The 25,521-nt window shown below is 50.3% G+C and carries 21 protein-coding genes; 14 read left to right on the forward strand and 7 right to left on the reverse strand.

Translation table 11 applies throughout. From position 1 onward, the window contains the following. Nucleotides 1-80 precede the first annotated feature (80 nt). The 5 genes from rssA (at nt 81) to ACP3TC_RS09305 (ending at nt 5,600) form a co-directional block, all read left to right on the forward strand. Complete coding sequence (gene rssA, locus ACP3TC_RS09285; RefSeq protein WP_313852214.1) at nt 81-983, forward strand: patatin-like phospholipase RssA; 903 nt, start codon at nt 81-83, stop codon at nt 981-983. Nucleotides 984-1,083: 100 nt separating this feature from the next. Then, nucleotides 1,084-2,097, forward strand: a complete 1,014-nt coding sequence (gene rssB / locus ACP3TC_RS09290) for a two-component system response regulator RssB (protein WP_313852213.1) — start codon at nt 1,084-1,086, stop codon at nt 2,095-2,097. A gap of 207 nt (nt 2,098-2,304) precedes the next feature. Beyond that, nucleotides 2,305-3,213 carry a UTP--glucose-1-phosphate uridylyltransferase GalU gene (gene galU, locus ACP3TC_RS09295; RefSeq protein WP_313852212.1) on the forward strand — a complete coding sequence of 303 codons (909 nt, stop codon included), beginning with the start codon at nt 2,305-2,307 and terminating at the stop codon, nt 3,211-3,213. Nucleotides 3,214-3,237: 24 nt separating this feature from the next. After that, nucleotides 3,238-4,578, forward strand: coding sequence for a UDP-glucose dehydrogenase family protein (locus ACP3TC_RS09300; RefSeq protein WP_313852211.1), 1,341 nt, complete (start codon nt 3,238-3,240; stop codon nt 4,576-4,578). A gap of 14 nt (nt 4,579-4,592) precedes the next feature. After that, complete coding sequence (locus tag ACP3TC_RS09305; protein WP_313852210.1) at nt 4,593-5,600, forward strand: NAD-dependent epimerase; 1,008 nt, start codon at nt 4,593-4,595, stop codon at nt 5,598-5,600. Nucleotides 5,601-5,756: 156 nt separating this feature from the next. On the opposite strand, the gene hns is transcribed toward ACP3TC_RS09305, so the two are convergent. Then, entirely contained in the window at nt 5,757-6,164 is a 408-nt protein-coding gene (hns, locus tag ACP3TC_RS09310; protein WP_313852209.1) for a histone-like nucleoid-structuring protein H-NS, read from the reverse strand. Between the two features lie 535 nt (nt 6,165-6,699). Here hns and tdk point away from each other — a divergent pair. Continuing rightward, nucleotides 6,700-7,320 carry a thymidine kinase gene (gene tdk, locus ACP3TC_RS09315; RefSeq protein ID WP_313852208.1) on the forward strand — a complete coding sequence of 207 codons (621 nt, stop codon included), beginning with the start codon at nt 6,700-6,702 and terminating at the stop codon, nt 7,318-7,320. Nucleotides 7,321-7,417: 97 nt separating this feature from the next. Here the strand turns inward: tdk and adhE are convergent, their stop codons facing one another. Further along, complete coding sequence (gene adhE, locus ACP3TC_RS09320) at nt 7,418-10,102, reverse strand: bifunctional acetaldehyde-CoA/alcohol dehydrogenase (RefSeq protein ID WP_313852207.1); 2,685 nt, start codon at nt 10,100-10,102, stop codon at nt 7,418-7,420. A gap of 491 nt (nt 10,103-10,593) precedes the next feature. Here adhE and ACP3TC_RS09325 point away from each other — a divergent pair, with 491 nt between their 5' ends. The 7 genes from ACP3TC_RS09325 (at nt 10,594) to oppF (ending at nt 19,397) form a co-directional block, all read left to right on the forward strand. Then, complete coding sequence (locus ACP3TC_RS09325; RefSeq protein ID WP_313852206.1) at nt 10,594-11,241, forward strand: YchE family NAAT transporter; 648 nt, start codon at nt 10,594-10,596, stop codon at nt 11,239-11,241. Nucleotides 11,242-11,989: 748 nt separating this feature from the next. Then, entirely contained in the window at nt 11,990-13,618 is a 1,629-nt protein-coding gene (locus ACP3TC_RS09330; protein ID WP_426818261.1) for an ABC transporter substrate-binding protein, read from the forward strand. A gap of 177 nt (nt 13,619-13,795) precedes the next feature. Beyond that, a complete protein-coding gene (oppA, locus tag ACP3TC_RS09335; RefSeq protein ID WP_313852204.1) occupies nt 13,796-15,424 on the forward strand; it encodes an oligopeptide ABC transporter substrate-binding protein OppA in 1,629 nt (542 codons plus the stop codon). Nucleotides 15,425-15,527: 103 nt separating this feature from the next. After that, a complete protein-coding gene (gene oppB / locus ACP3TC_RS09340; protein WP_313852202.1) occupies nt 15,528-16,448 on the forward strand; it encodes an oligopeptide ABC transporter permease OppB in 921 nt (306 codons plus the stop codon). Nucleotides 16,449-16,462: 14 nt separating this feature from the next. After that, nucleotides 16,463-17,371, forward strand: coding sequence for an oligopeptide ABC transporter permease OppC (gene oppC / locus ACP3TC_RS09345; RefSeq protein ID WP_313852201.1), 909 nt, complete (start codon nt 16,463-16,465; stop codon nt 17,369-17,371). A gap of 11 nt (nt 17,372-17,382) precedes the next feature. Continuing rightward, nucleotides 17,383-18,399 carry an ABC transporter ATP-binding protein gene (locus ACP3TC_RS09350; protein WP_313852200.1) on the forward strand — a complete coding sequence of 339 codons (1,017 nt, stop codon included), beginning with the start codon at nt 17,383-17,385 and terminating at the stop codon, nt 18,397-18,399. Further along, on the forward strand, nt 18,396-19,397 hold the full coding sequence (gene oppF, locus ACP3TC_RS09355) for a murein tripeptide/oligopeptide ABC transporter ATP binding protein OppF (RefSeq protein ID WP_313852199.1): 1,002 nt from the start codon (nt 18,396-18,398) through the stop codon (nt 19,395-19,397). Before ACP3TC_RS09350 ends, oppF begins: the two co-directional genes overlap by 4 nt. Nucleotides 19,398-19,439: 42 nt before the next feature. On the opposite strand, the gene ACP3TC_RS09360 is transcribed toward oppF, so the two are convergent. From ACP3TC_RS09360 to ACP3TC_RS09370, 3 genes are all read right to left on the reverse strand, one after another. Then, nucleotides 19,440-19,763, reverse strand: a complete 324-nt coding sequence (locus ACP3TC_RS09360; protein ID WP_313852198.1) for an HI1450 family dsDNA-mimic protein — start codon at nt 19,761-19,763, stop codon at nt 19,440-19,442. Between the two features lie 44 nt (nt 19,764-19,807). Beyond that, nucleotides 19,808-21,268, reverse strand: a complete 1,461-nt coding sequence (gene cls / locus ACP3TC_RS09365) for a cardiolipin synthase (RefSeq protein ID WP_313852197.1) — start codon at nt 21,266-21,268, stop codon at nt 19,808-19,810. A 156-nt stretch (nt 21,269-21,424) separates the two neighbouring features. Next, on the reverse strand, nt 21,425-23,104 hold the full coding sequence (locus ACP3TC_RS09370) for a hypothetical protein (protein WP_426818071.1): 1,680 nt from the start codon (nt 23,102-23,104) through the stop codon (nt 21,425-21,427). Nucleotides 23,105-23,308: 204 nt separating this feature from the next. On the opposite strand from ACP3TC_RS09370, the gene ACP3TC_RS09375 reads away from it, so the two are divergent. Then, complete coding sequence (locus ACP3TC_RS09375) at nt 23,309-23,482, forward strand: YciY family protein (protein ID WP_313852195.1); 174 nt, start codon at nt 23,309-23,311, stop codon at nt 23,480-23,482. Nucleotides 23,483-23,519: 37 nt separating this feature from the next. Here the strand turns inward: ACP3TC_RS09375 and ACP3TC_RS09380 are convergent, their stop codons facing one another. Further along, the gene (locus ACP3TC_RS09380) at nt 23,520-23,816 is read right to left on the reverse strand and encodes a YciI family protein (RefSeq protein WP_313852193.1); all 297 of its coding nucleotides are present in this window, start codon (nt 23,814-23,816) and stop codon (nt 23,520-23,522) included. Nucleotides 23,817-23,901: 85 nt separating this feature from the next. After that, nucleotides 23,902-25,449: a hypothetical protein gene (locus ACP3TC_RS09385; protein ID WP_426818072.1), complete on the reverse strand. Its 1,548-nt coding sequence runs from the start codon at nt 25,447-25,449 to the stop codon at nt 23,902-23,904. Nucleotides 25,450-25,521 lie beyond the last annotated feature (72 nt).

Raw genomic sequence — 25,521 nt, forward strand, 5'->3', positions numbered from 1 at the left:
GTATAAATTAAAACAGGCGTTATGTTAACCGAGCGGCAGTCGGTTAGCCATTTGCACGTTAAGTTATCACCAGAGGTTGAATGAGACAGGTTAAAATTGGACTGGCGCTGGGTTCTGGCGCTGCCAAAGGATGGGCCCATATCGGCGTGATTAATGCCCTGCAACGCGCAGGCATTCAGGTCGACATCGTGGCAGGCTGTTCGGTTGGCGCACTGGTTGGTGCTGCCTATGCCAGTGAACGGCTGCCGATGATGGAAAAATGGGTGCGCTCATTCAGCTACTGGGATGTGCTCCGGCTGATGGATTTTTCATGGCGTCGCGGTGGTTTATTACGTGGGGATCGGGTGTTTAATCATGTTCGCCGGGTAGTGGAACATGAAAATATCGAGCAGTGTAAGCTGCGTTTTGGCGCGGTGACGACCAACCTCAGTACCGGCCGTGAGCTATGGCTGACGGAGGGCGATCTACATCGGGCAGTACGCGCATCCTGCAGTATGCCAGGCCTGCTGGCTCCTGTTGGTTATAACGGTTACTGGCTGGTCGATGGGGCGGTGGTGAATCCGGTGCCGATTTCACTGACCCGCGCGTTGGGGGCTGATATAGTTATCGCCGTCGACTTACAGCATGATGCCCACCTGATGCAACAGGACTTACTGTCAGTCACACCCCAATCTGAGGAGCAGCAATATGAACAGGCGACCAGCTGGGGTGGAAAGCTCCGTCAGCAACTGTCTAAAATGGCCCAGCGACGGATCAACCATAGCCCTGGGGCGATGGAGATTATGAGCACCTCTATTCAGGTGCTGGAAAACCGGATTAAACTTACTCGTATGGCTGGCGATCCGCCGGATGTACTTATTCAACCTTTTTGCCCGCAGATATCAACGCTGGACTTCCATCGTGCAGATGAAGCGATTGCTGCTGGCAAAGAGGCCGTCGAAAAAAAAATGGATGAGCTTTTACCGCTTGTTCGGAACAGATAATTGAGGCTGGTCAGGCACACATGTTACTTCAGGCAATTCTGACAGGCATAAGTGCGTTTTATGAACCACTATTTAATTATCTGGCGCACAAGGGGGAACAATGGAAAAACCATTAAACGGGAAACAAATACTCATCGTAGAAGATGAGGTGGTTTTCCGTACCCTGCTGGAAAATTTCCTTCAGGCATTGGGTGCAACTATCTTCTCGGCCACCGATGGTCTGGAAGCCGTTGATGCGCTACAGCGCGTGTCACCAGATTTGATGATTTGCGATTTGGATATGCCGCGAATGAATGGCATTAAGCTGGTGGAACATCTGCGCGCGCGCGGTAATCAGTTACCGATTCTGATAATCTCGGCAACCGAAAATATGTCGGACATTGCCCACGTGCTGCGTCTTGGGGTGCAGGATGTATTGTTAAAGCCGATCAAAGATCTTGAGCGATTGCGCGAGGCGGTTTATGAGTGCCTCTATCCGTCGATGTTCACCTCAAAAGTTGAGGAGGATGAGCAGCTTTTTCAGGACTGGGATGCCCTGGTGCGCGATCCTTCAGCGGCGGCAAAATTGCTTAAGCAGTTGCAGCCCCCGGTACAGCAGGTGATTGCCAACTGCCGTATTAATTATCGCCAGTTAACGATGGCTGAGCAGCCGGGACTGGTGCTGGATATCGCAGCGCTTTCCGAAAAAGACCTCGCATTCTACTGTCTGGACGTCACCCGCGCCGGTGATAACGGCGTGCTGGCGGCGCTGTTATTACGGGCGCTGTTCAATGGTTTACTGCAGGAGCAGTTATCCGGTCAGGGTCAGCGACTGCCAGAATTAAGCGGGTTGTTGAAGCAGGTTAACCTGTTATTACGGCAAGCCAATCTTACCGGTCAGTTTCCGTTATTAGTCGGATATTACCATCAGGGTTTAAAAAATCTGATTCTGGTTTCTGCCGGGCTGAATGCCACGCTCAACATCAACACTCATCAAATTCAGCTCAATAACGGCGTACCGCTGGGAACGCTCGGCAGCACGCATCTTAATCAAATTACTCAGCGATGTGATGCCTGGCAGTGTCAGGTTTGGGGCGCGGGTGGCAGATTAAGACTTATGTTATCTACTGAATAATAAACGAAGTAATAATAAACTCAGATCGGCTGACGACAGGCTCAGCCATTAGCTTTAAACTTACGATGAACTTGGGTAATAGTCTTAATTTTACTGGAATTTGTCTATCCGGGATAAATCCCGGGCCTCTGAACTGATATACTCATTTCGTTTTTAATTCGACATACTCAAGTAAAAAACTTGAACGGCCTAAAGAGAGGTATCTTGATGTCTGCCTATAAGTCTAAAGTAAAAAAAGCGGTAATCCCTGTAGCGGGTTTGGGAACACGTATGTTGCCAGCAACCAAAGCTATTCCAAAAGAGATGCTGCCGCTGGTTGATAAGCCGTTGATTCAGTATGTCGTTAATGAATGTATTGCCGCAGGAATTAACGAAATTGTGCTGGTTACGCACTCTTCCAAGAACTCCATTGAAAACCATTTCGATACCAGCTTTGAACTGGAAGCGATGCTGGAAAAACGCGTTAAGCGTCAGCTGCTGGACGAAATCCAGTCTATTTGCCCACCACATGTGACCATTATGCAGGTGCGTCAGGGTATTGCTAAAGGTCTTGGACACGCGGTGATGTGCGCGCATCCGTTAGTGGGCGACGAGCCCGTTGCGGTTATTCTGCCTGATGTGATTATCGACGAGTATGAGTCTAATCCATCCAAAGATAACCTTGCAGATATGCTGAAGCGCTTTGATGAAAGCGGCCACAGCCAGATTATGGTTGAGCCGGTAGCGGATGTGACCGCCTACGGCGTGGTGGATTGCGAAGGTCGCGAACTGAATCCGGGCGAAAGCGCTCCGATGGTGGGGGTGGTTGAGAAGCCTAAAGCCGCTGAAGCGCCATCTAATCTGGCAGTAGTGGGCCGTTATGTGTTGTCTGCTGATATCTGGCCTCTGCTGGCGAAAACCCCTCCGGGCGCAGGCGGTGAAGTGCAGCTGACTGACTCTATTGCCATGCTGATGGAAAAAGAGACGGTTGAAGCTTACCACCTGAAGGGCGTCAGCCATGACTGCGGTAACAAACTTGGCTATATGCAGGCTTTCGTTGAATATGGTGTGCGTCACGCGTCACTGGGTAGTGATTTCAAAGAGTGGCTTGAAAGCACCGTTGGCAACAAAAAGTAATGTTTTTTAACGCGAGATAAGTTAATGAAAGTTACCGTATTTGGTATCGGCTATGTGGGTCTGGTTCAGGCTGCGGTTCTGGCCGAAGTTGGACACGACGTTCTTTGCATCGATGTTGACGCTAACAAAGTCGAAAATCTCAAGAAGGGTATTATCCCTATCTTTGAACCCGGCCTGACGCCTCTGGTCATGCAAAACTATGAAGCTGGCCGACTGAAATTCAGCACCAATGCTGAAGAGGGTGTGAATCACGGTGTGATGCAGTTTATCGCTGTGGGTACACCGCCAGACGAAGATGGTTCAGCGGACCTGAAATATGTTACTGCTGTGGCACGTACCATTGCGCAGTTTATGAACGGTCATAAAGTGGTTATCGACAAATCTACCGTGCCGGTAGGTACTGCAGACCGCGTACGTGCTGTGATGTCGGAAACGCTGAAGACGCGCCAGCTGGATATCAGCTTTGATGTGGTGTCGAATCCGGAGTTCCTGAAAGAGGGCGCTGCGGTCAGCGATTGTATGCGTCCTGAGCGTATCGTGGTCGGTACTGACAATGAAGAAGTGGTTGAACTGCTGCGTGAGCTGTACGAGCCGTTTAACCGCAATCACGATCGTATGATCCTGATGGATATCCGCAGTGCAGAGCTGACCAAGTATGCGGCCAACTGCATGCTGGCAACCAAAATCAGCTTTATGAATGAGATTTCGAACCTGGCGGAGCGTCTGGGTGCCGATATCGAAAAAGTCCGTATGGGTATTGGTTCCGATCCGCGTATCGGCTACCACTTCATTTACCCTGGCTGTGGCTACGGCGGCTCCTGCTTCCCGAAAGACGTGCAGGCACTGATTCGTACCGCTGAGTCGATTGGTTACAACCCACGCCTGTTGAAAGCGGTGGAAGACGTCAACGATTCGCAGAAAACCAAACTGCCAGCGTTTATTAAGCGCCACTTTGGTGATGATCTACAGGGGAAAACCTTCGCACTTTGGGGCCTGTCGTTTAAACCGAATACGGATGATATGCGTGAAGCTTCCGCCCGCGTGCTGATGGAGACTTTATGGGAAGCGGGTGCTTCGGTTCAGGCGTTCGATCCTGAAGCGATGGATGAAGCACAGCGCATCTACGGTCATCGTACCGACCTGAAGCTGATGGGCACTAAAGAAGCGGCACTGCAAGGTGCCGATGGTCTGGTAATTTGTACCGAGTGGAAAAACTTCCGCGCACCTGACTTCGATGTGATTAAAAATGCCTTAAAAGAACCCGTGATTTTTGATGGTCGTAACCTGTATGATCCAGAAAGAGTCAGCAAGCGCGGTTTTGTTTATTATGCAATCGGCCGCGGAGCGTCTATTCAAATTGCATAATTAATGAGGACAGTATGAAATATCTGGTTACCGGCGCAGCAGGCTTCATTGGTTTTCACGTTAGCCAACGTTTGTTGTCAGCCGGTCACCAGGTTGTCGGAATCGACAACCTGAATGATTACTACGATGTAAACCTCAAGTTATCCCGCCTCGAACTGATTAAAACTCATCCTGAATTTGTATTCGTTGAATGTGACCTCGCCGACAGGCAGGGGATGGCGCAATTATTCGCCGAGCAAGGTTTTGAGCGGGTAATACATTTAGCAGCACAGGCTGGCGTGCGTTATTCCATCGATAATCCGCATGCCTATGCTGATGCTAATCTGATCGGCCATTTAAATGTGCTGGAAGGTTGTCGTCACCATAACATTGGCCATCTGTTATATGCTTCTTCAAGTTCGGTATACGGTCTTAACAAAAAGATGCCATTCTCGACAGATGATTCTGTCGATCATCCGGTTTCACTTTACGCCGCGACCAAAAAAGCTAATGAACTGATGTCGCATACTTATTCTCATTTGTACGGAATTCCGACAACTGGTTTGCGATTCTTTACTGTTTATGGCCCGTGGGGCCGTCCGGATATGGCACTGTTTAAGTTTACCCGCGCTATTCTCGCCGGTGAAAGTATTGATGTGTATAACCATGGACAAATGCGTCGCGATTTTACTTATATTGACGATATCGTTGAATCAATATTTCGGTTACAGGATATTGTGCCGCAGAAAGATCCACAGTGGACGGTTGAAACCGGATCGCCAGCCACCAGCTCTGCGCCTTACCGTGTCTATAATATCGGCAACAGCCAGCCCGTTACCCTAATGGCATACATTGAGGCACTGGAGAACGCGCTTGGAATGATAGCCGATAAAAATATGCTGCCGATGCAACCGGGTGATGTGCTGGAAACCAGCGCGGATACCAGCGCACTGTATGACGTTATAGACTTTAAGCCGCAGACAGGTGTGGATGAAGGGATTAAACGCTTTGTAGAGTGGTACAGGGCGTTCTACAAGGTGTAGTGGCGGGTATGCTATGACATGTCATAAAATAAAAAAGGAAGCCAATGGCTTCCTTTGTTTTTGCTTACCCTGATGGAACAAATGTTCAACAATTATCAACAATAAAAAACCCCATTTTATCAAATGGGGTTAATTGGGAAGCACCCTGAACAGCTATTACAGCAGGAAATCATCCAGCTGTTTACCTTGCTCTTCAATTGCTTTTTTGATTACTGCTGGAGTACGGCCCTGGCCAGTCCAGGTTTTGGATTCGCCGTTTTCATCGATGTATGAATACTTAGCCGGACGTGCAGCACGTTTCGCTTTGCCCGCAGCTTTGGTTGCAGCCATAGTCTGCAGCAGTTCATTAGGATCGATGCCATCAGCAATCAGCATTTCACGATATTGCTGCAGCTTACGAGTACGCTCTTCAATCTCAGCCTGAGCCTGAGTATCTTCTTCACGACGTTCGTTAACGACGACTTCCAGTTTTTCCAGCATCTCTTCCAGAGTTTCCAGGGTGCATTCTCTGGCTTGTGCACGCAGGGTGCGGATGTTGTTCAGAATTTTAAGTGCTTCGCTCATTGTCTAATCTCAAAATTATATTGGGTGGGAGAAAATGTTCTGCCTGATAATAATAGAGGTCGGAAATAGGAACTGCAATAGATAATTTTGTAAGAAACTCAAAATAACTATTTAACCTGCGATAAGTTTAACCCTATTTGCCAAATTTTAAAGCCTGCTGCCTTAGAAATATGCCATTTGATAAAAAAATAGGCCTTAACACCCCTGCGCGATCAAGGATATGTACTGCCACGAAAAGCCAATTATTGATAACGCACAGGTAAGAATGGGCTTACATAGCAGCTCCATGTAAAGTGAAATAGAGAAAAGTCTGAGAATATTAAAGACTTCTTTATAGCGTGTTTGACGTTTTATGCGATGCAAACGCCGATGCTTATGACGCTGTTTAAAACAGCAATCACAGTAATGAGTCGTAAGCAGGGTGGAAAACAGCTGGCAGCGACATCCGGTTTAGTCGCCGTAAAGGCGTATATAGCCCGATACTGTGATACACTTCCGCCGGACACTTGTTAACCTTTTTGTGGAGTTTGGCCTGATGGCTCAGCTTTATTTTTATTATTCGGCGATGAACGCGGGCAAATCTACCGCGCTGTTGCAGTCATCTTATAATTATCACGAGAGAGGCATGCGCACGCTGATCTATACCGCCGAGATTGACAACCGCTTTGGGCTGGGCAAAGTCAGCTCGCGAATTGGTCTCTCATCTCCAGCGAAGCTGTATAATAACCAGACATCATTGTTCAATGAAATTAGCGCAGAACATCAACAACAAACGGTACATTGCGTACTGTTGGATGAAAGCCAATTTCTTACAAGAGAACAAGTTAAAGAACTTTCCGATGTTGTTGATAATCTCGATATACCTGTACTTTGTTATGGGTTACGTACAGATTTTCGCGGTGAATTGTTTAGCGGCAGCGAGTATTTATTGGCCTGGTCAGATAAGCTGGTCGAGTTAAAAACAATCTGCCACTGTGGACGTAAGGCCAGCATGGTATTACGGCTGGACAGTAATGGCGCGCCTTATAAAGAGGGTGAGCAAGTGGTAATTGGTGGGAATGAGCGCTACGTCTCAGTTTGTCGTAAACACTATAAAGAGGCGCTGGAAACCGGTGCCCACAGTGCTATTTATGGCACCCGAAGCGTATCGGCATAGTGTGATAAGCCATGGGGTGACGTTGAACCGCAGACCTGTCCCCAGCCAACAATAAAAAAACCCGCCGAAGCGGGTTTTTTAACATCTGACTACAGCGTTACTTTTTTACTTTCTTTTCAGCTTTAACACTTTTGACCGGCTGCGCTTTAACCGCTTCGGCGACAGAGGTGAAAGGCTCAACAAAGTCACGACCATAGAAGGTATCCAGCATAATCTGTTTCAGCTCAGCAATCAGCGGATAACGCGGGTTAGCACCGGTACACTGGTCGTCGAATGCATCTTCAGCCAGCTTATCCACTTTGGCGAGGAAGTCCGCTTCCTGAACGCCTGCTTCACGGATAGATTTCGGAATGCCCAACTCTGCCTTGATCTCTTCCAGCCAGGCGAGCAGCTTCTCAATTTTCTCTGCGGTACGGTCACCGGCAGCGCTTAAACCTAAGTGATCAGCGATTTCCGCGTAGCGACGACGTGCCTGAGGGCGGTCATACTGGCTGAAAGCTGTCTGCTTGGTTGGGTTGTCATTCGCGTTGTAGCGGATGACGTTGGCAATCAGCAGGGCGTTAGCCAGACCATGCGGGATATGGAACTCAGAGCCCAGTTTGTGCGCCATTGAGTGACAAACCCCAAGGAAGGCGTTGGCAAAGGCAATACCGGCGATGGTAGCGGCATTATGTACGCGTTCGCGGGCGACCGGGTTTTTTGCCCCTTCTTTATAACTGGCAGGCAGGTTATGTTGCAGCAGTTTCAGAGCCTGTAATGCCTGGCCATCGGAGTACTCATTTGCCAGCACGGACACGTAGGCTTCCAGTGCGTGAGTTACCGCATCGAGACCACCAAAGGCGCAGAGAGATTTTGGCATGTTCATCACCAGGTTGGCATCAACAATCGCCATATCCGGAGTGAGCGCGTAATCCGCCAGTGGGTATTTCTGACCGGTAGCATCATCGGTAACTACCGCAAACGGTGTCACTTCTGAACCGGTGCCGGAAGTGGTGGTGACGGCGATCATTTTCGCTTTCACACCCATTTTCGGGAATTTATAGATACGTTTACGGATATCCATAAAGCGCAGCGCCAGCTCTTCAAAGTGGGTTTCCGGATGCTCATACATTACCCACATGATTTTAGCCGCATCCATTGGTGAACCACCACCCAGAGCGATAATCACATCAGGTTTAAAGGAGTGCATCTGCTCGGCACCTTTACGCACGATGCTCAGCGTCGGATCCGCTTCAACTTCGAAGAACACTTCTGTTTCAATGCCGTGAGATTTCAGCACAGAAGTGATCTGGTCAGCATAACCGTTGTTAAACAGATAGCGGTCAGTGACGATGAACGCGCGTTTTGCACCGTCGGTCGCCACTTCTTCAAGGGCAATAGGCAGTGAACCGCGACGGAAGTAAATGGACTTCGGAAGTTTATGCCACAACATATTCTCTGCTCGCTTGGCCACGGTTTTCTTGTTGATCAGATGTTTAGGTCCGACGTTTTCAGAAATGGAGTTGCCACCCCATGAACCACAACCCAGCGTTAACGACGGTGCCAGCTTAAAGTTATACAGATCGCCGATCCCACCCTGTGAGGCCGGAGTATTGATCAGGATACGGGCGGTTTTCATCTTGTCGCCGAAATAATTAACGCGTTCGCGTTCATTATCCTGATCGGTGTACAGGCAAGAGGTGTGACCGATACCGCCCATCGCTACCAGCTGTTCCGCTTTGCTGACCGCGTCGGCAAAGTCTTTCGCACGGTACATCGCAAGGGTAGGCGACAGTTTTTCATGAGCAAAAGGCTCAGATTCATCAACCAGTTTCACTTCACCGATCAGAATTCGGGTATTCGATGGCACGGTGATACCCGCCATCTCAGCAATTTTCACTGCTGGCTGGCCGACAATTGCCGCGTTTAACGCGCCATTCTTCAGGATGATATCCTGCACCGCTTTCAGATCCTGGCCCTGTAGCAGGTAGCCACCGTGGCTGGCAAAACGCTCGCGAACCGCGTCATAAACTGAATCAACCACGATTACTGACTGCTCTGATGCGCAGATCACGCCGTTATCGAAGGTTTTCGACATCAGAATCGATGCCACCGCACGTTTGATATCTGCCGTTTCATCAATCACCACCGGCGTATTACCCGCGCCGACACCAATTGCCGGTTTACCGGAGCTGTACGCCGCCTTCACCATGCCCGGGCCACCGGTCGCGAGGATCAGGTTAATATCCGGGTGATGCATCAGTTGGTTAGACAGTTCCACCGAAGGCACATCGATCCAGCCGATAATATCTTTTGGCGCACCGGCTGCGATTGCCGCCTGCAACACGATATCGGCCGCTTTGTTGGTGGCATCTTTAGCACGTGGATGCGGAGAGAAAATAATGCCGTTACGGGTTTTCAGGCTGATTAATGCCTTGAAGATAGCGGTGGAGGTTGGGTTAGTGGTCGGAACGATACCGCAAATAATACCGGTAGGTTCTGCAATGGTGATAGTACCAAAGGTGTCATCAGTTTCGAGGATACCGCAGGTTTTTTCGTCTTTGTAGGCGTTGTAGATGTATTCTGAAGCAAAGTGGTTTTTGATGACTTTATCTTCGACAATACCCATACCCGATTCGGCAACGGCTAATTTAGCGAGGGGAATTCGGGCATCTGCGGCAGCGAATGCGGCAGCGCGGAAAATTTTGTCTACTTGCTCTTGAGTGAAATTGGCGTATTCACGCTGTGCTTTTTTAACACGTTCAACAAGTGCGTTAAGTTCAGCGACATTAGTAACGGCCATAATGCTCTCCTGATGGAAGTTTAAACTCTTTTAGTAAATAAACCTGATTAGCGAGTATAGTCAGCGCATCTGATACTGTCGTTTCACTGCGCTGAAGTCGGCATTTGAATCGCGCTAACCTCTGCTTCATTTACTGAAAGAGTTTTACTGCATTTACAGACTGATGCTACGCTCTGCTGCGGTTTTATCTCTCCTTTATTTGTCACTGAGCTTACCCCCTCCGAGGTAGCTGTTTTTTGATCTGCATCAACCTTTATGTAAGCTGACACCTTTCAGCCGAAGTGATTTGTTGACAAAAAGTATAAATTTTTCTGATTAATTAACAGATTTGTTACTGCTTCGCATAACAAGCTGGGTTTGGTGCTATTTGTGGAATTTTATGCTGGTTAAATGACCTAATCTTTGTGTGATATGCTGCTTTGCCCGCTGGAATCCGCGACAATTTTCGATTAAATTAGCCGCCTTAAACTGGCTCAGGTCTGGAGCGCTGAGTGAACCCTGAAATTCTTGATTTATCCGGCTACATTAAATTCTTTGTCGGACTCTTTGCGCTGGTTAATCCGGTCGGCATTATTCCGGTATTTATCAGCATGACCAGCTATCAGGGCGCGGTAGAGCGCAATAAAACCAACCTGACGGCCAATCTGGCAGTGGCGATCATTCTCTGGACCTCACTGTTTCTCGGCGATGCCATACTGCATGTATTTGGCATTTCTATCGATTCCTTCCGCATCGCTGGCGGTATTCTGGTGGTGACGATAGCGATGTCGATGATCAGCGGTAAGCTGGGAGAAGATAAACAGAACAAGCAGGAGAAGTCAGAAAGCGCAATCCGCGAAAGTATTGGTGTAGTGCCACTGGCGTTGCCGTTGATGGCCGGGCCGGGTGCTATCAGTTCGACGATTGTCTGGAGTACCCGCTATCACAGCTGGCAGAACCTGATTGGTTTCAGCCTGGCGATTGCGTTGTTTGCCGGCTGTTGCTGGCTGCTATTCCGCGCGGCGCCGCTAATGGTTCGCTTGTTGGGTCAAACCGGAATTAACGTGATTACCCGAATCATGGGGTTACTGCTGATGGCGCTGGGCATTGAATTTATCGTCACCGGCATCAAATCAATTTTCCCCGGCCTGCTGGGCTAACCCTTTTCTCTGCTCCCACCTTCAAAAATAAGCGCATATTATGCGCTTATTTTTTAGTATTAAACTTCCCACGCGCAAAAACAGTGCATCCTGTGAAACTATTGCCTCTTTATGGTGCAATTATTCGTTCTGCTTAATCTGCGCGACACATTATAAGAATCATTTCTTTCGATCTGCTGACAATGATGGCAGTGTCTGGATGATGTTATTTTTTTCACATGATTCTCTGATAGCTAAATGCTTTTTTCTGGCGTTCTTATCATTAATTATGCATTTAATGCAGCGTATTGTACTGGGAGAGTGATAATTTAACAAAATTTGTGCATTTTGTGCGCACTCAGATCTTTCTGGTAACTTTAAACCAACATTAAATTAAATAATATCGATATAAATCAATCATTTGAAAGATGTTTTTATTTAACAAATAACGCTTTGACGTCAATCGTTAACATGATAAAAGAGAATTAGTTAACATTTTTAGGATTTTGCTTTGGCGCAGAATGACGTGTTCTGTTAATTTCCGACACATCGTGAAAAAAAATTCGGGCTGTTGGCAAAATGAGAACGGATTTTGCTTAACCCTTAAGTTATTTGAAGTTGTAGCGGAGCCAGCGGAATTCTGACAGCCGAATTACTGAGTTTAATCAGTTAATCGTCTGCTGCGATCCTGAAGTCTGGCTGCCATGTCAGACGTACTGGCTATCCAGTTGGTAAGCCCATTATAAGGATGAATTAACGTTTCATGAAATTGAGCAACGCTATGCGAAAACGCATTTCGCCCGGTTTTATCCTTACATTCGGACTGGCCGGTCCGGTTGTTGCCGCCAGCGTACCGGCGGGCACTGACCTTGCTGCACAACAGTCGGTGGTGATCAATAACGGCACCGAAGTGGCTTCCCTCGATCCGCATAAAACCGAAGGCGTGCCGGAAAGCAGTATTATTCTTAATCTGCTGGAAGGCTTAGTGTCGAATGATAACTACGGGCATCTGGTACCGGGCGTGGCAGAGCGCTGGGAAAATCAGGGAGGCAAAGTCTGGACGTTCTGGCTGCGTGACGATGCGCGCTGGAGCAATGGCGAGCCGGTCACCGCACAGGATTTCGTCTGGAGCTGGCAGCGACTGGTTGATCCCAAGACCGCGTCGCCTTACGCCAGCTATGTACAGTATGCCCATATTGAAAACGTCGATGACATCATCAACGGTAAAAAGCCGGTCAGTGCTCTTGGCGTTAAGGCGCTGGACGATCGTCGTTTGCAAGTGACGCTCAGTGAGCCGGTGCCTTATCTGCTGTCGATGCTGGCCCATACCGCGATGAAACCGGTGAATCGACACGCGGTGGAAAGCTATGGTGAACAATGGACGCGGCCAGAACACTATGTTGGTAACGGCGCTTACACGCTTGGCAACTGGGTGGTTAACGAAAAGATTGTGCTAAAGCGTAATCCGCAATACTGGAATAACAGTAAAACGGTCATTGAGCAGGGCACATTTTTACCGATTGCCTCTGAGGTCAGTGATGTAAACCGCTATCGCAGCGGTGAAATTGATATCACCAACAGCGCCATTCCGCCCGATCTCTACCCGATGCTGAAAAAGCAGCTTGGGCAGCAGGTGCGCGTCAGTCCTTATCTTTGTACCTTCTATTACGAAATCAATAATCAGCGTGCACCTTTTACCGATGCGCGGGTGCGCACCGCGCTGAAGCTGACGCTGGACCGGGATATCATTGCCGAAAAAATTATGGGGCAGGGACAAATCCCGGCCTATGGTTTGACGCCACCGTTTACCGAAGGAGCCAGTTTAACGCCACCGTCGTGGTTCACATTGACGCAGGCCGAACGCAACGCGAAAGCCAAAGCGCTGCTGGCGGAAGCGGGTTACAGCGCCGATAAACCGCTGAAATTCACCCTGCTGTATAACACCTCCGATCAGAATAAAAAGCAGGCGATTGCCGCCGCATCAATGTGGAAAAAGAACCTCGGTGCCGATGTCGCTTTGCAGAATCAGGAGTGGAAAACGCTACTGACCGCCCGTCACAACGGTGAGTTTGACGTGGTTCGCGCCACCTGGTGTTCTGACTATAACGAACCGTCGACCTTCCTCAATATGTTACTGAGTGACTCGTCGACCAATACCGCTTTTTATAAAAGCCCGGCTTTTGACCAACTGATGGCGAAATCACTGACGGCAGGCAACGATCGGGCGCGGGCGGCGATTTATCAGCAGGCAGAAAATCAGCTTGATAACGACTCGGCGATTATCCCGGTTTACTACCGCGTCAGCGTACGACTGGTTAAACCCTGGGTCGGTGGCTATACCGGTAAAGATCCGCAGGATAATACCGATCTGAAATATTACTACGTTACTAAACATTAATTTGCTGCGTACCGGGCGAAACAGCTCGGGTGCGGCGAACGATGAAGGCTCTGCGGGGCCACAAGAACGCTGCTGGCGACATTTATTCGTTCCAATGTCGCCAGCAGGTTACCCGGTTACGGGAGATAGCTGAGCTCTCACTGCATCAGCAATAATAATCACTGGAGTATTGACACAATGACCAACATCACGAGAAAAAGCCTGATCGCCGTTGCGGTGATGGCCGCGCTGGGTGCGCAAAGCGCACTGGCGGCAAATGTGCCGGCAGGCGTTGAACTGGCCGCTAAACAAGAGCTGGTAAAGGGCAACGGTGCTGAACTGCAATCGCTCGATCCGCATAAAATCGAAGGCGTGCCGGAATCAAACGCCAGCCGCAATTTGCTGGAAGGTCTGATTATCAGTGATTTGGACGGTCATCCAATTCCGGGTGTGGCAGAAAGCTGGGAAAATAAAGATGGCAAAGTGTGGACCTTCCACCTGCGTAAAAATGCCAAATGGTCGAACGGCGAGCCGGTAACTGCGCAAGATTTCGTTTACAGCTGGCAGCGTCTGGCCGATCCCAATACCGCATCGCCTTACGCCAGCTATCTGCAATACGGTCATCTGGCCAATATCGATGACATTATTGCCGGTAAGAAAAAGCCAACCGAACTGGGTGTAAAAGCGATTGACGCTAATACGCTGGAAGTCACCCTCAGCGAGCCGGTCCCTTATTTCTACAAACTGCTGATTCACCCATCAATGTCGCCAGTGTATAAGCCAGCGGTAGATAAATTTGGTGAGAAGTGGACTCAGCCAGCAAACTGGGTCGGCAATGGTGCCTTTAAACTGAAAGAGTGGGTGGTCAACGAGCGTATCGTGATGGAGCGTAACCCTGAATACTGGGATAACGCCAACACCAAACTGGAAAAGGTGACGTTCCTGCCAATCTCTTCTGAAGTGACCGATGTTAACCGCTATCGCAGCGGCGGCAGCGATATGACCTATAACAATATGCCGATCGAACTGTTCCAGAAGCTGAAAAAAGAGATTCCAAAAGAGGTGCGTGTTGATCCGTATCTCTGCACTTATTACTACGAAATTAATAACCAGAAGCCGCCATTTAACGATCCGCGGGTGCGTGCTGCACTGAAGCTGGGTATTGACCGCGATATCATCGTACATAAGGTGAAAAATCAGGGCGATCTGCCGGCTTACAGTTATACCCCGCCATACACCGACGGTATCAAACTGACCGAGCCGGAGTGGTTTAGCTGGTCACAAGAAAAACGTAATGAAGAAGCGAAAAAACTGCTGGCAGAAGCCGGCTTTACCGCCGATAAACCGCTGACCTTTGACCTGCTATACAACACCTCAGATCTGCATAAAAAACTGGCAATTGCCGCCGCCTCTATCTGGAAGAAAAATCTGGGCGTTAACGTTAAGCTACAGAACCAGGAGTGGAAAACCTTCCTTGATACCCGCCATCAGGGTAACTTCGATGTGGCGCGTGCTGGCTGGTGTGCGGATTACAACGAACCGACCAGCTTCCTGAATACCATGCTGTCTGACAGCAGCAATAATACCTCACACTATAAGAACCCAGATTTTGACAAGGCGATGAGCCAGACGCTGGCAGCACCTTCCGATGAGAAACGCAGTGAGCTGTATGCCGAAGCGGAAAAAATTCTCGATAAAGATTCGGTGATCGTTCCGGTTTATTACTATGTCAATGCGCGTCTGGTGAAACCGTATGTTGGCGGCTATACCGGTAAAGATCCGCTGGATAACGTTTACGATAAAAATCTGTATATCATTAAGCATTAATTAGCAGCCAACAGGTTGCGGGTCGCAGGGGCGGCGAATTGCTGCCCCTGATTGCGGCATCGTTTGTTTTTATTCTGTAGTTTGAGCCATGTAGGTACGGGCAATGTTAAAGTTCATTTTACGTCGTTGTCTGGAAGCGATTCCGACGTTATTTATTCTTATCACCATCTCATTCTTTATGATGCGTTTAGCACCGGGCAGCCCTTTTACCGGTGAGCGCACGCTCGCGCCAGAGGTTATGGCCAATATTGAAGCCAAATATCACTTAAACGATCCGATTATGACGCAGTACTTCAGCTACCTGAAGCAGCTGGCCCACGGCGATTTTGGTCCATCGTTTAAATATAAAGACTATACGGTGAACGATCTGGTCGCCGGTTCATTCCCGGTATCGGCCAAACTGGGCGCTGCGGCGTTTCTGCTGGCGCTGGTATTGGGGGTGACTGCCGGGGTGATCGCGGCACTGAATCAAAATACCAAATGGGACTACACGGTAATGGGGATCGCCATGACCGGGGTGGTGATACCCAGCTTTGTGGTTGCGCCGCTGCTGGTGATGGTGTTTGCGATTATGCTGAAATGGTTGCCGGGCGGTGGCTGGAACGGCGGGGCGCTGAAATTTATGATTCTGCCGATGGTGGCGTTATCGCTGGCCTATATTGCCAGTATTGCGCGTATCACCCGTGGCTCGATGATTGAAGTGCTGCACTCCAACTTTATTCGCACAGCGCGAGCGAAAGGTTTACCGATGCACCGTATCGTGTTGCGTCATGCGCTGAAACCTGCGCTGCTGCCGGTACTGTCTTATCTCGGGCCAGCCTTTGTCGGTATTATCACCGGCTCAATGGTAATTGAAACCATTTATGGCCTGCCAGGTATTGGTCAGCTGTTTGTGAACGGGGCGCTGAACCGTGACTACTCACTGGTACTTAGCCTGACGATTCTGGTGGGTGCGCTGACTATTCTGTTTAACGCGATCGTTGATGTGCTGTACGCCGTTATCGATCCTAAAATTCGTTATTAACGCTGGAGCTCGCCATGATTTTAAGTAAGAAAAATAGCGAAGCTCTCGATGCTTTCAGTGAAAAGCTGGAAGTCGAAGGGCGCAGCCTCTGGCAGGATGCGCGTCGTCGCTTTATCCATAACCGCGCAGCACTAACCAGCCTGGTTGTGCTGTTGCTGATTGCGCTGTTTGTTATTCTCGCCCCGATGCTGTCACAGTATGCCTATGACGATACCGACTGGGCGATGATGTCTGCGGCTCCGGATATGGCCTCCGGTCACTATTTTGGTACCGACTCTTCCGGGCGTGATTTGCTGGTGCGCGTGGCGATTGGTGGACGTATTTCACTGATGGTCGGCGTATCGGCGGCGCTGGTGGCGGTACTGCTTGGCACGCTGTATGGCTCGCTGTCCGGTTACCTTGGCGGTAAAATTGACTCGGTGATGATGCGACTGCTGGAGATCCTTAACTCCTTCCCGTTTATGTTCTTTGTCATCTTGCTGGTAACCTTTTTTGGCCAGAATATTCTGCTCATTTTTGTCGCTATCGGCATGGTTTCCTGGCTGGATATGGCGCGTATTGTGCGCGGTCAGACCCTGAGCCTGAAGCGTAAAGAGTTTATCGAAGCGGCCCACGTCGGCGGTGTCTCGACCTTCAATATCGTGGTGCGACATATTGTGCCAAACGTGTTAGGCGTGGTGGTGGTTTACGCTTCACTGCTGGTTCCCAGCATGATCCTGTTTGAATCTTTCCTCAGTTTCCTGGGTCTCGGCACGCAAGAGCCGCTGAGCAGCTGGGGCGCGCTGCTCAGCGATGGTGCTAACTCGATGGAAGTGTCGCCGTGGCTGTTGCTGTATCCGGCGGGCTTCCTGGTGGTGACGCTATTCTGTTTTAACTTTATTGGCGATGGCCTGCGTGATGCCCTCGACCCGAAAGATCGTTAAGGAGTTTCCCGATGAGCATAATTGAAACACAGCCAGCAATGGCAAAAACCACGGGAAGCGCGGCGCTGCTGGATGTAAAAGATCTGCGCGTAACCTTTAAAACCCCGGACGGAGACGTCACGGCAGTTAACGATCTTAACTTTAGCCTGAGTGCCGGTGAAACACTGGGGATTGTCGGTGAGTCCGGCTCCGGTAAATCGCAAACCGCTTTTGCGCTGATGGGGTTGCTGGCCAGCAATGGTCGTATTGGCGGTTCGGCACTGTTTAACGGTAAACAGATTCTTAATTTGCCGGAAAAGCAGCTGAACAAACTGCGCGCCGAACAGATTGCGATGATCTTCCAGGACCCGATGACTTCGCTGAATCCCTATATGAAAGTAGGCGAGCAGTTAATGGAAGTGTTGCAGCTGCATAAAGGCATGAGCAGCAGCCAGGCATTTGAAGAGTCGGTGCGGATGCTGGATGCGGTGAAAATGCCGGAAGCGCGCAAGCGTATGAAGATGTATCCGCATGAGTTTTCCGGCGGCATGCGCCAACGCGTGATGATTGCAATGGCGCTTCTCTGCCGGCCGAAACTGCTGATTGCCGATGAGCCGACTACCGCACTGGACGTGACGGTACAGGCGCAGATCATGACGCTGCTGAATGAGCTGAAACGTGAATTCAATACCGCGATTATTATGATTACCCACGATCTCGGCGTCGTGGCAGGCATCTGTAATAAAGTGCTGGTGATGTATGCCGGAAGAACCATGGAATATGGTCAGGCGCGCGATGTGTTTTATCGTCCGGCGCATCCTTACTCCATTGGCCTGCTGAATGCGGTGCCACGGCTGGATGCAGTGGAAAATGATACGCTGATGACCATTCCGGGTAATCCGCCAAACCTGTTACGTCTGCCGAAAGGCTGCCCGTTCCAGCCGCGTTGCCCGTACGCAATGGATATTTGTGCCAGTGCACCGCCGCTGGAAGCCTTTGGTGAAGGGCGCTTACGTGCCTGCTTTAAGCCGGTGGAGGAGTTGGTATGAGCGTGGTAGCCGAAAAGAAAGTATTGCTGGAAATCGCCGATCTTAAGGTGCATTTCGATATTAAAGATGGCAAACAGTGGTTCTGGCAGCCGCCGAAAACCCTGAAAGCGGTCGATGGCGTCAGCCTGCGTCTGTATGAAGGCGAAACCCTTGGGGTGGTGGGTGAATCGGGCTGCGGTAAGTCGACGCTGGCGCGGGCGATAATCGGGCTGGTGCCCGCTACCGACGGTCGCGTGGCCTGGTTAGGGCGCGATCTGCTTGGGCAAAATGCGGAAGAGTGGCGTAAGGCGCGCAGTGATATTCAGATGATCTTCCAGGATCCGCTGGCCTCGCTAAACCCGAGGATGACCATCGGTGAGATCATTGCCGAGCCGCTGCGTACTTACCATCCGAAAATGCCGCGTCAGCAAATTAAGGATAAAGTGAAGGCGATGATGATCAAGGTCGGCCTGCTGCCTAACCTGATCAACCGCTATCCACACGAGTTCTCAGGCGGTCAGTGTCAGCGTATTGGTATTGCCCGCGCGTTGATCCTTGAGCCGAAGCTGATTATCTGTGACGAGCCGGTGTCGGCCCTCGACGTGTCGATTCAGGCGCAGGTGGTCAATCTGTTGCAGCAGTTGCAGCGTGAGATGGGGCTGTCGCTGATCTTTATCGCCCACGATCTGGCGGTGGTGAAGCATATCTCCGATCGGGTGCTGGTGATGTATCTCGGCCATGCGGTGGAGCTGGGTACCTATGACAACGTCTACAGTAATCCGCAACATCCGTACACCAAAGCGCTGATGTCGGCGGTGCCGATACCCGATCCCGATCTGGAAAAGCAGAAAACTATTCAGTTGCTGGAAGGGGAGTTGCCGTCGCCAATTAACCCACCATCAGGCTGCGTGTTTCGCACTCGCTGCCCGATTGCCGGGCCGGAATGCGCTAAAACCCGCCCACTGCTGGAAGGCAGTTTCCGCCATGCGGTCTCTTGCCTGAAAGTGGATCCAATGTAACGGATGATGCAGTTGCAGGGGAGCCGCTTTCGGCTCCCGTTTTTACTCACGCCATAAAATATGGCACAGCTTATGATCTTTCTCCCGGCACAGCAGCACGCGGGCAAAAATATCGTTAATCGGCTCACCGTCGGCATCACCGAGGCCAATGACGACTTCAGCGAAAAAGTCAGGATTAAGGTCGAAATCGACATGCTCCTGCCAGTCTTCTGCCGGATCCATCAGTTCAGCGCCGCCACGTTCTTCAAACTGCAGATTAAATATAATAATATCGGCTGGATCGAGGTTATCCCCTGCCAGTTCCAGAAAGATATCGTAAGCCTGTTCCAGCGTTTCGTCTTCGGTAAGGCGGTTATTTAAATCCATGATTAATCCCTTGGCTTTGCGGACATTTTGCAATTTCGCTCGTTTTACAGCAACGGACTGAAGAAGTAAAACAGTCGTTCAACGATTCGTTGCCAGTAAGCACGTCGTGACCAGCGTTTGGCATCAAGCAGCTGTGAGCGCGCAATATAATCGTCCTGCACGCAGGCTAAATCAGCGCCAAAACCTTCATCATCAATCACCAGCGTAATTTCGAAATTGAGCCACAGGCTGCGCATATCCAGATTGACCGTGCCCACCAGGCTAAGTTGTCCGTCGACCAGAATACTTTTGGTGTGCAGCAAGCCGCCCTCGAACTGATAAATTTTTACGCCGGCATCAAGCAGTTCGGCAAAGAATGCGCGGCTTGCCCAGCCGACCAGCATCGAATCATTGTGATGCGGAACAATCAGACTGACATCAACACCACGCTGCGCGGCGGTGCATATTGCGTGCAGTAAATCATCGCTCGGCACAAAATAGGGCGTGGTCATTATCAGCTGTGAGCGCGCTGAATAAACCGCGGTTAACAGCGCCTGATGGATCATGTCCTCCGGGAAGCCAGGGCCGGAAGCAATTGCCTGAATGGTGTGGCCGCTCTCCTGTTCGAACGGCATCACATTATTATCCGGCGGCGGCGGTAAAATACGTTTGCCGGTCTCAATTTCCCAGTCGCAGGAGTAGATAATCCCCAGCGTGGTGGCCACCGGGCCTTCCATACGCGCCATTAAATCGACCCACTGGCCAACACCGGCATCCTGTTTAAAGTAGCGCGGATCTACCAGATTCATACTGCCGGTGTAGGCAATATAATTATCAATCAGCACCACTTTACGGTGCTGACGTAAATCCATACGGCGCAGGAAAACACGTAACAGGCTGACTTTTAATGCTTCCACTACATCGATGCCAGCATTGCGCATCATCGCTGCCCATGGGCTGCGGAAAAATGCCACGCTACCGGCAGAGTCGAGCAGCAGTCGGCAGTGTACGCCTCGCCTTGAGGCTGCCATCAGCGACTCGGCGACTTCATCTGCCATCCCGCCGGGCTGCCAGATATAGAACACCATCTCGATATTATGGCGTGCCAGCTGGATATCGCGAATCAGCGCCTTCATGGTGTCTTCGGAGCTGGTCAGCAGCTGAAGCTGATTGCCTTTCACCCCGGCAATACCCTGACGTTTTTCGCAAAGCTGGAATAGTGAACGCGCCACATCACTGTTTTCAGTGGCAAATATATGGTGGCAGGCCTTCAGATCATTAAGCCAACGCGCCGTTGAGGGCCACATGGTGCGCGCACGTTCGGCGCGCCGTTTTCCCAGATGCAACTCACCAAAGGAGAGATAAGCAATGATACCGACCAGCGGAATAATATAGATGATCAATAGCCAGGCCATTGCCGATGGCACTGCCCGACGCTTCATCAGAATGCGTAATGTCACACCGGCAATCAGTAACCAATAACCAAAAAATAGTAGCCAACTGATTAGGGTGTAAAAAGTTGTCATTAAGTGGAAATCCTGTTCACGCTCATGGTTAAGTCAGTTTACGTGCAGAAAACAGTTGGCGAAACCCTGTTACCCATTTTTCCGCGTTTAAGCAGGAAAAACGCTGACAGTTTACCGACGATTTATAAACAATCGTCGGTCGAAAGGGCCTGTTGATCACCGTTTAATCGATTTTACCGGCGTCGCTATCACTCTGCGCAGCTTATCGGCTACCGCTGGCGATAAGTCGGCCACCGTCGCGCTGCGTTTACGCTGCCGGGTGTCTGTCTGCCAGCGCGGAGCGTGGGTGGGGAGCTGCAATGCACGATCAAGAATATCTTCACCGCACTTTGCTATCATTTGCTGATAAAGCTGTGCGATTTGCTCATCCTGCACGATTTCCGGAGTCATCTGAGCGGCGACAGGTGCATTGACAGATTCTGGTAACGCAATGTCATCTTGCGCACCGGGCTGATTTAACCATTCAAGGATCCGCTGATTAGGCGGATAGATGGGCAGATATTGCAATGTCACTGAAGCTGCCACCTCCGTTTGGGCGGAGAAATCTTCTCTTAGATTATCCTTGTTGTAATCTCTGAATGCCTTAACGATGTAGCTTTTTGCTGGCGGATTTTCGTCCAGCAGCATTAGCGCGCTATGCAGCATAGAGGCGCTTATCGGTTGCGGCATCGCTGGCTGCCTGATTAATGCATTAATTTTATCGGTTATTGCTTGCGAATTGTTTTTCGCTGAGACCGTCCAGTGCAAAGTGACCCATTTCAACAGTGCGTCGCTGACGTTACTGTTTACCCTGATGAAGGCAATTCTGATCTGTTTTTTTTGCGGAGCATTACCGCCATACAGTTTTCTCATCGCCATATACAGTTTGTTGCTGTCACGCCAACTTTGCATTAGAGGGTCGCGTAACAATGCGATAAGTCGATTTGCTACTAAACCGGATGTGCGCTCCCAGCAATTGTTCAGCAGGTTAAGCGTGTCTGAATCATTAAAGGTTTTCGTTAAATCAAGCAGCCGGCGCACGGAGCTAAGGCCTGGTCCATTGATACCGAGGAGATTATACAAAGCAATAAACAGCGTATCTGCATCCAGCTCCACCGGCGGGTTGGGCTGAGACCGCAACAGATGGATTTTTTCCTGCAATTTAAGCTCTTCGTTGCGTGGCCAGTAGAGATTAACCCATCTGTTCACCTCGCTACTGGGTACTATTCTGCTGGCGTAAAATGCCAGCGTAATGGTATTTCTTGAGTATGCCTCGTTGATACTCATGGCCAGCAGGGCTGCCCGCACTTTTGCCGGAGTAAGATCTTCTGGCGTATCTTCACGCTTGAGCAGCGTTAATAATCTAAATTCTGCCGGGCCTTCATGGCACAGGTTTTGATAAATCCAGCTGATGATATGGGGTTCTGCGGGCTGTTGTACTTCAGTGAAGGCGTATTCTATCTGGCATAAACCGACTCCCCACGCATCGATCTGGCCTAACGCCTGGTGCAACTCTGCGGCGTTGAGCGTTAGCGGCTTTTCCGGCATTTGCAGTAGCTGATGAATACGTTTTAGTTTGGTATCTCCCTGCGTTTGCGGCCAATATTTTTCGCACCACGTGATGACTTCTTCGCGCACCGTGCTGCTGGTTCTGCCCGGCGGAGTCAACAGACCATTTCGTAGTCGATAATTCTGCATCAGTGCATCCGCTGGCTGCGATACAGATAACCGGCGGGTGCTTTGCGATACGCTGGTGACGCGACTCAGTATCTCAGGGGCAGTGAATATTGCCACCTCTTGAGCAGAGGCTGTCGAAGATGTCGATGAGGGGGGGATGGCGAAAAGATCGTTTGCCATATCATGGCTCTCCTTACAACTCACCTCAGGCTGAGTGCCATCATATCCCTGCAGGCGCGGTCAGATTTACACTATCCGGCTTTTTAGCTGTTGCGGAGCGATTTCATGCTAATTATTTTGTTTTGTGTCAACACATCGGATTTGGTCTGCCAGAAACCAGGTCTATAATGCATCGCCAGTTGACCATAAGCGGGATGAGCTAAAATGAGACGAAGCAGAAACGAAGTAGCACGCTGGCGAATGATACGCCAGGTTCAGCGTCGCAGGGCGCGTTGGCTGGAAGGGCAGTCCCGTCGCTATGGTCGTATGCACTCATTTCGTCATCAGATTAACCAGCAGCAGCGACGTTCAATACTGTTTATTTCGCAATATATGTGATCGATTGGGGCCAGTGGCTGGCCCCAATTTTACGTCATCAGAAGATGCGTTTAAACGGTTTCACTGCGACCTGACGGTAAACGCCCGCCGCAATATACGGGTCATCTTCTGCCCATGACTGTGCCGCTTCCAGTGAGGGAAACTCTGCAATCACCGTTGACCCGGTGAATCCTGCGACGCCGGGATCGTTGCTGTCGACTGCTGGCATTGGACCGGCGATAATCAGACGCCCCTCGTCCTGCAATAACTGCAGGCGGGCAAGATGAGCAGGGCGCACGGCGGTGCGTTTTTCCAGAGAATCAGCATTATCTTCAGCGTAAATTACATAAAGCACGTTCAGAACCCCCGTCGGGTCGTTAAGATTCGGCGATCACGGTAAGTCATCATTCGCCAATGTGCAATTGAAAGATAACCCCGGGTTAATCCAGATCACTCTTTGCCGGGGGACGTGAGGCCGCCGCAGGTATCACTCGGCGCAACTTATTTACCACCGCAGGCGCCAGGCCCGCCCCAGTATCGCTGCGCTTATATTGCTGCTCGCGTGTCGGGTAGGAAAGCTGTTCTGATGCCCGATCGAGAATATTTTCGCCGTACATATGTACCAGCAACTGATAGGTTTGCGCGACCTGCGCATTCTGTGCAATTTCCAGCTGCAACTGGACTTCAGCAGCCTTAGCTAACATGTGCTGTTTAAAAACCTCAAAAACGTGACTTTTTGCCGGTGGATTGCTGCCTACCAGCAGCAGCGCGCTGTACAGCATCAGGGCGGTGACCGGTTGCGGCATCTCTGGCTGGGTGAGTAATTTTTCAACTCTGCTCATTGTTACATCCACACTGTCTTCTGATAAGGCCATCCAGTGTTTGGCGACCCAACTTAACAGCGCGTCGGTGACACCACCGGTGACGCGAATTACCGCTGTTCTGATCTGATGTTTAACCGGTGCATCATGGCTATAGAGTTGCTTCATCGCCCTGAGCAGGTTGTTGATATCGCGCCACTGCTTCATTTGCGGCAGGCTTAACAGTGTGATGAGCCGGTCTGATGTCAAACCGGAGGTACGCCTCCAATGATGGTCCAGCAGGCTAAGTTGTTGTACATCGTCACTGATTGCGGTGGAGTTAAACAGCTGACGGACGGTGTTCAGTTTCGGCCCATTCTCACCCAGTTGGTGAAACAGCGCGATATAAACGGTGTCTGCATCAAAGTCAGCAGGAGGATTAGGTTGCCCCTGCAAGTGTTGAATTTTTTGCGATAACGGGATATCCGGATTACACGGCCAGTGGCGACCGACCCATGACCTCATCTCGTCACTTAACGCGATTTTACTGGCTTTAAACGCCAGACTGATGGTACTTCTGCCAAATGCAGTGCTGAGATCCAGCTCCAGTAGCGCTGCGCGCATCATTTTCGGCGTGATCCCGGCTGGCCTGTCGTCACGTTTAAGCAGCGTTAATAATCTGAACTCGGCATTGCCGACACGGCATGGATTATGCTTAATCCAGTTAACCATGTGCGGATCGGCTTGTTGGTGATATTCATCGAAAGTATGCTTGATACTGGTTACGCCTGGGATCCAACTGTCAATCTGACCCAGCGCGTTGCGCAGTTCTGTGGCGTCCAGGTTTTCCGGTTTCCCTGGCGTGCGCAACAGCTGGTGGATGCGTTTTATTTTGGTGTCGCCCTGAGCCAGCGGCCAATACTTTTCGCACCAGCTAATGACTTCTTTGCGTACCTCTCCGGCGGAGTGATCACTCTTCCTGAAATGTTGCAGTTGCGCAGCATTGTGCTGTATCGGTCTGTCATGCTGTGATTGTGTGTTCAACGGCGAGGATGATAACTGACGGGGGCTTTGTGATGCACCGGTCACCTGACTCAGTACCGTGGAGGCAGGCTGCGTGCGCGCCATTGAAGCAGGCGATGTCCGGGGTGTCGATAGCGGCGGAACAGCGGTGAAATCATTCGCCATATCATTGCTCTCCTTGCAACTTAGCTTCCCTGCAATGGCGGGGCAGCACTTCAGGCAGAGGCTAATCATATC

This window comes from Winslowiella sp. 2C04, assembly GCF_050037805.1.
Taxonomy (GTDB): domain Bacteria; phylum Pseudomonadota; class Gammaproteobacteria; order Enterobacterales; family Enterobacteriaceae; genus Erwinia; species Erwinia toletana_A.